The organism is Thiorhodovibrio frisius, assembly GCF_033954835.1.
GTDB lineage: Bacteria > Pseudomonadota > Gammaproteobacteria > Chromatiales > Chromatiaceae > Thiorhodovibrio > Thiorhodovibrio frisius.
The window spans coordinates 2,627,976-2,640,195 of the sequence record NZ_CP121471.1; the positions used below are offsets into that span (position 1 = coordinate 2,627,976).

Below are 12,220 nucleotides of genomic sequence, written 5' to 3' on the forward strand. Positions count from 1 at the left end.
CATTTTTCGCGGGCGCCGCCAATTCCCCCGGCAGTTCCCGCATTCCTTGCTCGTAAATTTGGCTCTTAACTTTGGCTCGCAACTGTAACTGGGAGAAACAATGAAAAAGACCTTACTCAAGCTCGTTCCACTGATTGCGGTGTCGGCCTGGATGCCCGGCACCATGGCGGCCACCGAAGCGGCCGCCGAAAAACCCACCGAAAAGCCCAACATCCTCGTCATCTTCGGCGACGATATCGGCATGTGGAATGTCGGTGCCTATACCCACGGCATGATGGGCCAGACGCCCAACATCGACCGCATCGCCAAAGAGGGCATGCTGTTTACCGATCACTACGCGCACCCAAGCTGTACCGCCGGACGGGCCGCGTTTATCACCGGGCAATTGCCGGTGCGCACCGGCCTGACGACCATCGGCATCCCCGGCTCAAAGCTGGGCCTGCAGAAGGAAGACCCGACACTGGCCGAGGTGCTGAAGCCGCTTGGCTACGCGACCGGGCAGTTCGGCAAGAACCACTTAGGCGACCGCAACGAGTTCCTGCCAACCGTGCACGGTTTCGACGAGTTTTACGGCAACCTCTATCACCTTAACGCCGAGGAAGAGCCCGAGCAGCTCGACTACCCAGGCGTGAAGAATCCCGAGTTCACCAAGAAGTTCGGCCCGCGTGGCGTCTTGCATTGCTGGGCGACGGACACCGACGACCCCACCGATGACCCAAAGTTCGGCCCCATGGGCAAGCAGCGCTGTGAGGACACCGGTGCCCTTACGCGCGAGCGCATGAAGACCGTGGACGGCGAATTCTTGAAGGCGGCCGAGACCTTCATCGAGAGCAGCGTCAAGGAAGACAAGCCCTTCTTCGTCTGGTTCAACCCCACCCGGATGCACATCTGGACCCACGTCCCCACGGAGTACCTGCAGAAGGCCGTCGACGAGGGGCGCCCCGAGGACGATGTTTACCGCGCCGGCATGATCCAGCACGACGAAGAAATTGGCCAGCTGCTGAAGAAGCTCGACGACCTCGGGGTTGCCGACAACACCATCGTGGTCTACTCGACGGATAACGGCTACGAGCTGATGTTTTGGCCGGACGGCGGCTACTCGCCCTTCCGCGGCGAGAAGGGCTCGACCTGGGAGGGCGGCGTGCGCGTGCCGATGCTGGTCCGCTGGCCCGGCCAGATTCCAGCGGGCAGCGTCTCCAACGCCATCCAAAGCCACGAAGACCTGTTCGTCACCCTGGCTGCGGCTGCGGGCGAGCCGGACCTCAAGGCAAAGCTGCTTGAGGGCGCACAGATGGGCGACATGACCTACAAGGTCCACCTGGACGGCGTCGACAACCTTGATCTGTGGACCGGCAAGACGGACAAATCCGCCCGTAAGGACTACTTCTATTACGACGAGGCGACGCTCACCGGCGTGCGCGTGGGCGATTGGAAGATGCTGTTCGGGGTCAAGGAGAACGGGCTGTGGTGGGACCCCATCGTTTATCCGTCGGCGCCCTATCTGTTCAACCTGCGCATGGACCCCATGGAACGCTTCGACCCTCTCTCCCACGAATGGGGCTATATGGGCCGCAAGTTCTTAGCCCAGAAGATGTGGACCCTTGTGCCAGCACAGGGGATCATCGCCGAGCACATGAAGAGCCTGCAGGAATGGCCACCGCGCCAACGGGCAGACTCGCTGAGCCTGCAGAAGGCCACGGAGCGGGTCATGCAGCAGCTTGAGAACAACCCCGGCCAGGTCTGGTAAAAGCGATCCCCGCAGGTCCGATTGCCGGCCGTGAGTCCGGCGGTCGGGCCGGGGATCATCTGCTTACTTGGTCCGTTAGCGCGGACGCGACGATCTCGGCATTTTGCAAGCCAGTCCAGCACTTTCGGGCATCGGAACACCGAATGAAGCGTTGACAAGATTGTCAACGCATCCTAACCTTCGGACATGGACATCCACACCCTCATCAAGTCCCGCCGCGAGCAGCTCGGCCTCTCGCTGCGGTCAGTCGCCGGTCGCTGCCAGGTCGATCCGGCTTATCTTTCTCGCGTTGAATCCGGCGCAACGCCTCCATCGGATGCACTCATCGGTCGCCTCGCCGAGACGTTGGCGTTGCCGATGGACGAGCTACTGTTGTTGGCTGGGCGGGTGCCGCCGTCGCTGCGCACGCTGTTGGAGCGCAATCCGCATCGGGTGGCTTCGGCACTGTCGGACTTGGCCGGGATGCTTGTCGCCGAGGAGCAGACGAGCTATGGGGCGGCAGTGCTGCGGGGGCCAGCGAAAAGGGTGATCGAGGACGGATTTCCGTTCGAGCACTTGAGTACGATCGCCGAGGTCGAGAGTTGGCGGAAGGAGGTCTGGCGACCGGTCTATCACACTCACAAATGGTGGGCGCAGAGGCTTGGTAGCGTATTTCGGGCCGTGGTGCTCGGCTGCACGGTGCCGCAGGGCAGCGCAGTGATGGATCTGTACCAAAGCGCGGTGAAACTACCGGCACCTGTGATCTTCGACCCCTTCATGGGCAGCGGGACGACCGTCGGCGAGGCGCACAAGCTGGGTTGCACGGTGATCGGGCGGGACATCAATCCGGTCGCCTGGCGGGCGGTCCGCACCGCCTTGCAGCCGGTGGATCGGGAGCGGCTGATGGCGCATTTCGAGGCGCTGCGGGCGTCGGTCGCCCAGCGGTTGACCGGGCTACACCGCAGTCTCGACGGCGACGGTGCGCTTTGTGAAGTCCTGTACTGGTTCTGGGTCAAGCAGCTTGACTGCCCGAGCTGCGGTCGTTCAGTGGATCTGTTCTCATCAAGGGTGTTTGCCAAGCATGCCTATGTGAAGCGCAATCCACGTGTGCATGCCTGCTGCCCCCGCTGCGGTGAGGTGCATCCGGCAGACCATCGCGATGCGTCGACTGCTTGCCCTGCTTGCGGCTGTAACTATGAGCTGCATGTCGGCGCAGCACGCGGGGCAAACGCGACCTGCGACGGCTGTGGCACGCGCTTTCCCATCGCCAAGACCGCTCGCGCCCGCGGCAAGCCGCCGCAGCATCGGCTCTATGCCAAGCTGGTTCTGCGCGAGGACGGCAGCAAGCAGTATCTGAGATCAACGGTCGCAGACGAGGCCGCCTATGCTGCGGCGGTCGACGAGCTGGCGGCGCTGTCGCTGCCGGTTCCGCGCGTGGCCATCTTTGATGGCTGCAATACCCGCCAATGTCTCAATTACGGCTACAGCCGTTGGGATCAGTTCTTCAATGCTCGCCAGCTGCTGGGCATTGGCCTGCTGGCGGATGCAATCGGCCAGTTGCCGGCAGGATCGGAGCGCGAGTCGCTGTTCGTGCTGCTGTCCGGCGTACTGGAATTCAACAACATGTTTGCAAGCTACAAGGGCGAAGGCACCGGCGCTGTGCGCCACATGTTTTCGCACCATGTGCTGAAACCGGAGCGCACGCCGATCGAGGCGAATCTCTGGGGCACGCCTAAGTCCTCCGGCTCGTTTCTGAACCTGTTCCAATCGCGGTTGCTGCGCGCCGTGGACTACAAGACGGCGCCTTTCGAGATCGTGCTGGACCCCGCATCTGGGCGGAATGGCAAGCGACCATCCGGTCGCAAGCTGTTCGGCAAAAGCCAGCCGATGGGGGCGCAGGTGCTGGACGCTTGGCCGGTCGACGGACTCCCGCCCGGCGCGGTCTATCTGTCGGTGGGGGACTCCGCAAATACGGACCTACCGGACCGCTCGGTGGACGCGGTCGTGACTGACCCACCGTTCTTCGATAACGTCCATTACTCCGAGCTAGCCGATTTTTTTCACGTCTGGCAGCGCCTCTGGCTCGAAGGTGGCGATGGACCGCGGCTTGAGACAACGCGCTCCGAGCGCGAGGTACAGGACACCGAATACACGCGCTTTTCCGCTAAGCTCTCCGCCGTCTTCGGCGAATGCCATCGGGTCTTGAAGGACGAGGGATTGATGGTGTTCTCCTACCACCATTCCCGCGAGGATGGCTGGACGTCGGTGGCCGCCGCTGTGCTGCATGCCGGCTTCCGGCTGGTGCAGGCGCAGCCCGTCAAAGCCGAGATGTCCGTCGCGATGCCAAAGCTCGCGGCCAAGTCGCCGATCGATCTCGACGTGCTGATGGTCTGCCGCAAGGCGGCCGGTGATCGACGTAGGCTATCGGCGCCCGACGATGCGCTGACGACGGCGAAACAGGCGGCCGGGGAAAAGGTTTTGCGGTTCAACCGCACCGGTCGCCGGCTATCGCTCAACGACGTGCGGATCGTTGTCTTCAGCCAGGCGCTGGTTGAACTTTGTGGAGGCCGTGGCGCCGAGCATGCGCTGAACGCCTTTGAATCCGCGCTCGGGAATTGCGCAACGATTGCTCAGCGGCTGTTCGACCTCCAGGACGCGCATTTCCGCCAGCCGGTAGCCGACAGCCTGGCGATGCCGATTCAGGCATCTCTGTTCTAGCGCAACGGATCGGCCAGGCCGCGATCATCCGGCCTCGAAGACCGAGAATTCCCGTCGCTGGCGGGCATCGGGACGCCGGTCTTGCTGCTTCGTAGCGGGTGTCTTGCCATCAAGGTGGACAGTGTAGCTGCGCAACGCATTGGCAGCGATCGTTCGACTGATATGACCGCAGGGGCGCAAACTCGGATGCGAGATACCCCAATCGCTGGGGATGATCAGCCGACAGCGACCGAGCCCGCTGGGGTCGATGCTATAAGGGTGCGGGAAGCGATACATCTTGCGGTCGCGGATGAATCCGTCGCCGTAGGAACCGAAGCCATCAATGCCTTCGTTGACGTGGGCGGCGGCAGTCTCATGGTCCATATTGATCAGGTCCGCATGGGCGATGGAAAGCGAATGGATGGGACGCGGATTGGCGCCTGATCCAGTGTAGAGGAAGAAGACGAGAAACACCTCTCGGCCATTCTTGCGGCCCGCCGGGATTGTGCTGTTGGAGTCGTAGTCACGGCGAGCAGGCCTGCCCTTGGCAAAGGCGAGCGACTTGATCTCGTAGCCTTCGATCGGTGTCGCCTGGTCGTCTCCGACCCAGAAGTCCGGATAGCTGTTCCTGCCCTGTGCCCGGAATGGCAATCTGAGCTTCGAGACGTGATCGGCGAACCAGTCCTGCGGGAAGTACTCCTTGTCGTTGGCACTGCGCGGAGTCATGGTGATGCCGTTGGCGACCCCGGCGGCAGCAGCTAAGAAAATTTCGATGCTGTGGGTCATTTTGGGGATTGTCCTCGGGAGTGAATATCCTATCGAGCAGCGATCCTGCGCACGACACAACACCCGCTACATCTGTTCGATGTCGGTGCCGAGATTCCTCAGCGATGGCGGGAGCGAGCCTTGGTGTCGTACATGCGCTGATCCGCGACTCGCTCTAGTTGCGCGATGTCCGCACCGTCGAGCGGATAGATGGCCACGCCGATGCTGGCCGTGACAAAACGCTCGTCATCGCCACAGTTGATCGCGACACTGGCCACCGCCGCTGCGATCCTTTCGGCAATCTCCTGAGCCTTATCGGTTGGGGCGAGATTGGGCACAACAGCGAGAAACTCATCACCACCCACCCGAGCCAATACCGCCTCTTCGCGCAGCATGTTGCTCACGGCGTCAGCAACGCCGGCCAGACAGTGATCACCGGCGGCATGACCACAATCATCGTTGATCGCCTTAAATCCGTTCAGATCAACAGCGATGAGGGCGAGATGATGTTCGTAGCGCTTGGCCCGGTGGAGTTCTAATTCAAACCGAGGGACAAAGCCACGACGGTTGAGCAGCCCGGTCAGCGCATCGGTATGCGCCATCTCGTGCATCAGTGCGTAGCGGTCGCGTAGACGGCACATCAACTCCCCGAAGCTGTTATTCAGCTCCTGCATTTCGTGGCAATACAGCGTATCGGGGTGGGGCAGGTCGCTGTTGTCACTCGACTCCCTGCTCTTTACCATCTGACGGCTCAGCCGTCGTACCGGTTCCGCCAGTAACCGTTCCACCAGCAGAAAAACCAGCAGAAACATGATCACCGACACCAGGTAGTTGATGAACAGGTAGCCTCGCTGAAACTTCTTAATGGTGGCCCGCATGATATGCGACACCGAAGCGACAGTTACGACGCCGAGCACGTCGCCTGTTTGCGCGTTGTCATGACAGCGCAGGCATGCCTCAGTAGCACGGACCGGTCTGGCAAAGCGCAGGATCTTGTCCGTCTCGAAGAACTGGGGGTTGCCGCTGGTGAAGGCGTCCTGTACATCCACGGGAGGCTCATCTGGATGGTAGCGATCACTGGCTTTACCGAAGATCTCAGCCGTCGACTCCGCGCGGTAAACACGGACCTCAAGTCCCTCTCTCAGCTGCTCCAGGTCATCAACGTAGGCCGCAATGAACTCACTCTTACCGTCCAATTGAATGCGCGTAGCGAAGTGTTGAGCGATCACCAGGGAAAGGGTTTCAAGCTGTTTCTTCGCAATGGCTGCCGCTGCACCTTTCTCTGCAAAATGCCCGAAAGTCACGGAGACAATGCTGTAGACCAGGACCGTGGCAAGCAGGAGCGCGGTGAGTAACCAGGTAATCGAGAGTCTGCGAAGATTTGGCATCGATCCCACAGTGCCGGGTAATGAGGGTATTCTAGCGGAGTATTCTAAGTCGCTGTATCCATGCACACTATAACAGGTTTACCCGTCCCCAGCGCTGTGGCGGCCCCAAGAGAACATGGTTGAGCAGGTTATGCACGAACACCTATGCCTTATTGTGTGCGACGGTGGCATGCATGGGTATGCAAAATATGAAGTGTGAGGATGATCGATGCTAGCATCGGGACGCTTGCGCTCATCAGTTCGAGGTCGAAATGCTCACAGATTATTTCCAGCCCGGCCCACTCTTAGCCTATGCGGTCATAGTGGCCCTCATAACAATCCAGCATCGCCGGTCGCTTCCGTCGCTTGCCGCAGCAGAGCACATTGCCAGAAACAGCATTCGCTGCGTCCTTTGCAACCTCACTCGCGTTTGTCGTTCACACCCTTCTTAACCTCCCCAGTTGGGAGGACCTTGGCCCCAGTCTTGGCTTCAGTCTTTTGTTGCCGCTATATGCCTCCATTACCTATACAGTCATGCTCCTGCTCCATCTGCCAGAGTGTGCATGCGGCAAATTCCAGCAACGCGCGCGTTGACTCAAGATTACACTTGCGCAGCAGATTGCGCCGATGTGGGTTAACTCTGCCTGACGCTTTTAGAACTCGACGGCCAGTTGTGCGACCACGGCGCTGGCATCTTTGCCGGTGCCGCCATTGCGGACGCTATAGTCGCTGTCGTGGCGATATTCGAACGCGAGGGCAGTGCGCTCAAAGATCTCGACTGACCAGCCCAACAGCCAGCTGGTCTCGGGTAATTCGAGTGTGACGGCTTGCTCGGTGCCTTGGTAGGCGATGGCGGCGATGCTGTCGCGACCGAAGACCGGGAAGCTGTAGCCAACCTCAAGGTTCCAGGCCGAGGGCTGGGCGCCTTTGTTGCGATATGCCAGGCTGGAAGGATCAAAGCGCTCGCTGGCGGTCAGATATTCGGCGATGAGGTTAAAGTCGCCGATGATGATGCCCAAATTGGCGGTCCAGCCGCCAGTGCGTTCAGTCGGGTCGGTGCGAAACTGGCCCGCACTGGGGTCTTCGCCTTCGACCAGTTGATCGTAAATCGCCTGGCGATTGTCTGAGACCGCGTCTTGCAGGCTGTTGGAGTCGCCAAGATCGTTGATGTAGCCGGCCCCGGCGGTGAGCGAGTAGCTGTCGGTGTCCACCGCCCAAGCCAGGTTGGCGCCCCAACTGTTGATCTGGTTCTTGCCGTCGATCTGATGATCGCCGTTAAAGGCATAGAGGCTGCCGCTGAAACCCTGATAGAGAAAGCCAAGCTGGGCGGCCGTTTCGCGTGCCTCGCCAATGTCCAGCGTCAGCGGTTCCGAGATCAGATTGGTCTCATACACACCGAAGGGCAGATAGAACTGACCGGCGGTCAAGAACAGGGGCGACACATCCGGGTGATGGATGGTGACAACGGCCAGGTCGACTTCCAGGTCGGTGGCGTCTTGCTCGTAGAGCAGGGACGCCTCAATGTCGACCCAGTCGTTGATCTGGGAGGCGATGCCAAGCTCGACGGTGGCCAGCACCACATCGGATTTGGAATCGCCTTCATAGGGGGAGATGTAGGACGCCTCGAGCTCGATCAGTCCGCCGATTTCGATGCCCTGAAACCAGCCGCCCTCGCTGCTCTCGAGTGCATCATTGAGTTTTCCGACTCGCCCTGGGGTGCCGCCTTGGATCTTTTGGTTCTGTTGGTTTTGTTGGGCGATCAGGGATGTTTGGGGGGCGGCCTGACGGGCGTTTTCCTGCTCTAGCTGTTCGACGCCTTGCTCGAGCACCTGCTGGGCAAGCACCGGCTGTGCGGTGATGCTGGCAATTGCGATGGTGATCGCGCCGGAAAGCTGTCTGTTCGTCATCTCAGGGTTCCTTGTGAGAATAAATAAGAACTATTCTCAAAAAGAATACTAAAGATGCGAATCATTCGCAACAAATGCGGTTGCTTCCTGTCACAAGCCTGATGCTCGCATCGGTGCCATGCTGTGCCAAAACCCCTGTTATACCAATCGCAAACTGAGTTTCGGTTCTGGGTCGGGTGACGGCCACGGGGGGCTCGGCGGCAGGACGCCGCCGGGAAGCCTCCATGGATGGATTCACGGCGTCTCCCGTGGCGGTCAACCGGCCCAGAACGAGCCAAAATCTCAACGGGTTTGGGTATACCGCTGTGGGTGGTCAGTCATCACGGGGCATTTGATGTATCCTTTTGTGGCTAGCGATCTGCCAACAACCGGCAGGGCGCGATGACGCTGAACAACCGAAATCCAGTGCTTTGGTCTTGACCCTTGATCGTCGATATCCAGAATCTTGAGTTTCGCTGGCAGCCGGATGACCCGCCGGTGCTGCGCATTCCTGCTTTACAGCTGGCCGCCGGCGAGCATCTGTTCGTGCAGGGGCCAAGCGGCAGTGGTAAGAGCACGCTGCTTGGGTTGCTGGCTGGGGTGACCACGGCAAGTTCGGGCTCAGTGCGGGTGCTGGATCGGGCGCTGGAGCAACTCGGGCGAGTCGAGCGGGATCATTTCCGCGCCGACCATGTTGGCTATATCTTCCAGCTGTTCAATTTGCTGCCCTTTCTGTCGGTCATGGACAATGTGCTGCTGCCTTGTCGGTTCTCGCGCCGACGCCGGGAGCGTGCGCGGCAGTCGGCTGGCACCCTGGCGGGCGAAGCGCGGCGTCTGCTCGGGCAGCTGGATTTGGATCATCCGCAATTGCATGGACGCGCGGTTACCACCTTGAGCGTTGGCCAGCAGCAACGGGTGGCGGCGGCGCGCGCGCTCATGGGTGCACCCGAACTAGTGATTGCCGATGAGCCGACGTCAGCACTCGATGCCCATCGGCGCGAGGCGTTCATCCGGCTGTTATTCGACGAGTGCCGCCGGGTAGGGGCTACGCTGGTGTTCGTGAGCCATGATGCCGCGCTTGAGCCGCTGTTCGACCGCAGCTTGACGCTCAGCGGTGATCAGCAAGCGGTCGCGGCATGAAGTCTCCGCGAGAATTTTCTGGTGTCCTTTATGCTCAGCGTGCGGCACCACCGCAGAAGATGACGCTGCTGTTAGGGTAATGGCCTAAATCATGCCAATCCTGCTTCTTGCCTGGAAAAGTCTGCTCAACCGCCGCGTCACGGCGCTGCTGACGCTGCTCTCGATCGCGCTCAGCGTGGCCCTGTTGCTTGGCGTCGAGCGTCTGCGCCACGAGGCGCGCACAAGCTTTGCCAACACCCTGTCCGGGACTGATCTGATCGTCGGCGCGCGCAGCGGGCCGGTGCAGCTCCTGTTGTACGCGGTGTTTCGCATTGGCGATGCCACCAACAACATCTCCTGGCAGAGCTACCAAGATATCGCCAATCTGCCCGGCGTGGCCTGGAGCGTGCCTTTGTCACTGGGCGATTCCCATCATGGCTATCGGGTGCTGGGCACGACAGCCGCGTACTTCACGCGCTATCGCTATGCACGCGACCGGGCGCTTGCGCTCGCGCAAGGTGAGGTCTTTGCCGATCTCTACGATGCTGTGCTGGGCGCGGAAGTCGCCGCCAAACTCGGGTACCGCGTCGGCGATGAAATCGTCGTCGCCCATGGCGCCGGCGATGTCAGCTTTGCCCGCCATGATGACAAGCCGTTTCGTGTCGCCGGCATCCTGAAGCCAACCGGAACCCCGGTGGATCAGACGGTCCATGTCAGCCTGGAGGCCATCGAGGCCATTCATGTCGACTGGCAGGCTGGAGCCCCCGTACCTAGTGTCAGCATCTCGGCCGAGCAGACCCGGGAGTTGGATTTGACACCCAAGGCGATCACGGCGGCGTTGATCGGGCTTAAGTCCAAGATCGCGACCTTTCAGGTCCAGCGGGCAATCAACAACTATCCCGAGGAACCTCTGCTGGCAATTCTGCCGGGCGTGGCGCTCAGTCAACTGTGGGAGCTGATCGGCATTGCGGAAAATGCGCTGCTGGTCGTTTCGGCCTTCGTGGTGCTGGTGGGGCTGGTTGGCATGCTCACGGCGCTGCTGACCAGCCTGAGCGAGCGCCGACGTGAGATGGCGATTTTGCGCTCGGTCGGCGCGCGGCCCTGGCATGTGTTCGCGCTGATCATGGGCGAGGCAGGGGTGCTGACGCTGCTTGGCGTCGGTCTGGGCCTGGTGCTTTTGTATGGCCTGTTGCTGGTTTCCCAGCCGCTGTTGCAAGGCTGGTTTGGGATTTTTGTTGGCCTAGGCGCGCCTGGCTTGGGGGAATGGTTGCTGCTGGCGGGTCTGGTGCTGGCCGGCGGTTTGGTGGGTAGCATTCCGGCCTATCTGGCGTATCGTCATGCGCTAGTGGACGGGCTGTCGATACGGTTGTGAGCCTTGTTGCGGTCGCAGAGCATCTTGGCGTCGGGGCGAAAACATTCACCCCGACGCCCCCAATCGTCCACGGTCCCGGCCACCCCTGAGACTGAATCCCCGGTGAGTCAGGGTCTCATGGGAACGGCTTAGAATCTGTTGTCGCCGTCGAGCAGATTGCCGAGACCGCCGAGTACCGAACCCTCGCCGCGACTGCCGCCTTGCTGGGGCGCCGCAGCCAGCATGCGACCGGCCAGGCGGGAGAAGGGCAAGGATTGCAACCAGACGCGGCCGGGGCCGGTCAGCACCGCGAAGAACACCCCTTCGCCGCCAAACAGAGCGGATTTAATGCCGCCGACCTGCTGCACATCGAAGCCGACCTTCTGCTCGAAGGCGACGATACAGCCGGTATCCACATGCAGCGTCTCACCCGCCTCAAGCACCCGCTCGGTCACGCAGCCCCCGGCATGGATGAACACCAGCCCGTCGCCATCGAGGCGCTGCATGATGAACCCCTCGCCACCAAACAGGCCGGTGAGAATCTTGCGCTGAAAGAAAATACCCATGGCCACGCCTTTAGCGCCGCACAGAAAGCTATCCTTCTGGCAGATCAGGGTGCCGCCAAGGTCCGTCAGATGAACGGGAATAATGCTGCCAGGGTAGGGCGCACCGAAGGCCACCCGCGCCTTGCCTTGGCCTGTGTGGGTAAAGACGGTCGTGAACAGGCTCTCGCCGGTGACCAGTCGCTTGCCGGCGCCAAACAGTCTATCCATAAAACCGCCGCCCTGTCCGGTGTGGGAGCCATCGCCAAATACGGTGTCCATCTGGATGGCCGGGTGTTTGTACATCATGGCGCCTGCCTCGGCCACGGCGCTCTCGCCGGGGTCGAGTTCCACTTCGACGAATTGCATCTCGTGGCCAAAAATTTCGTAGTCCACCTCGTCGGAGCGCGCCGTGCGGGCCGGAGGTGGCGGTGCGCCTGCGGGCATGGGCGTGGCGGGGCCGGTCAGTTCACTCACCTCGGTGATGGGCAACCAGGCAGCAAAGCCTTCCCGCCAGGCATGGCCAGTCGGGTCGGCACTGGCGCGGGTGCGCGCTTGCTGGGTGTCCAGGGGGCCGATTTGCTGGCCGTTAAAACTGAGATACCAGTTCATCTAGGGCTTCTCCTTTTTTATATTCAAATGGATATAAGATATTTATCATGTATTACATTAAGTGTCTCTGGCGACAAACGCAGGTGTTCGCCTAGCTGGCGAAAATGATTACGCGCGACTTCGACATCGAGAGCCAGAAGCCTTTGCTGCCCCGG

The 12,220-nt window shown here is 60.9% G+C and carries 8 protein-coding genes; 4 read left to right on the forward strand and 4 right to left on the reverse strand.

What is annotated here, in order from left to right:
* Positions 1–100 precede the first annotated feature (100 nt).
* On the forward strand, positions 101–1,747 hold the full coding sequence (locus Thiofri_RS12170; protein WP_009151596.1) for an arylsulfatase: 1,647 nt from the start codon (positions 101–103) through the stop codon (positions 1,745–1,747).
* A 186-nt stretch (positions 1,748–1,933) separates the two neighbouring features.
* On the forward strand, positions 1,934–4,444 hold the full coding sequence (locus tag Thiofri_RS12175; protein WP_009151595.1) for a helix-turn-helix domain-containing protein: 2,511 nt from the start codon (positions 1,934–1,936) through the stop codon (positions 4,442–4,444).
* Positions 4,445–4,468: 24 nt separating this feature from the next.
* Here the strand turns inward: Thiofri_RS12175 and Thiofri_RS12180 are convergent, their stop codons facing one another.
* From Thiofri_RS12180 to Thiofri_RS12190, 3 genes are all read right to left on the reverse strand, one after another.
* On the reverse strand, positions 4,469–5,209 hold the full coding sequence (locus Thiofri_RS12180) for a hypothetical protein (RefSeq protein WP_009151594.1): 741 nt from the start codon (positions 5,207–5,209) through the stop codon (positions 4,469–4,471).
* Between the two features lie 98 nt (positions 5,210–5,307).
* Positions 5,308–6,576 (reverse strand): sensor domain-containing diguanylate cyclase, encoded by a 1,269-nt coding sequence (locus tag Thiofri_RS12185; protein WP_009151593.1) that lies wholly within the window; start codon positions 6,574–6,576, stop codon positions 5,308–5,310.
* Between the two features lie 632 nt (positions 6,577–7,208).
* Complete coding sequence (locus Thiofri_RS12190) at positions 7,209–8,462, reverse strand: LbtU family siderophore porin (protein WP_009151591.1); 1,254 nt, start codon at positions 8,460–8,462, stop codon at positions 7,209–7,211.
* A 423-nt stretch (positions 8,463–8,885) separates the two neighbouring features.
* Between Thiofri_RS12190 and Thiofri_RS12195 the strand changes: the two genes are divergently transcribed.
* Together Thiofri_RS12195 and Thiofri_RS12200 are read left to right on the forward strand one after the other, a co-directional pair.
* Complete coding sequence (locus tag Thiofri_RS12195; protein WP_009151590.1) at positions 8,886–9,581, forward strand: ABC transporter ATP-binding protein; 696 nt, start codon at positions 8,886–8,888, stop codon at positions 9,579–9,581.
* Between the two features lie 91 nt (positions 9,582–9,672).
* Entirely contained in the window at positions 9,673–10,932 is a 1,260-nt protein-coding gene (locus tag Thiofri_RS12200; protein WP_009151589.1) for an ABC transporter permease, read from the forward strand.
* Positions 10,933–11,060: 128 nt separating this feature from the next.
* On the opposite strand, the gene Thiofri_RS12205 is transcribed toward Thiofri_RS12200, so the two are convergent.
* Positions 11,061–12,065: a TIGR00266 family protein gene (locus tag Thiofri_RS12205; protein WP_009151588.1), complete on the reverse strand. Its 1,005-nt coding sequence runs from the start codon at positions 12,063–12,065 to the stop codon at positions 11,061–11,063.
* Positions 12,066–12,220: the final 155 nt, after the last annotated feature.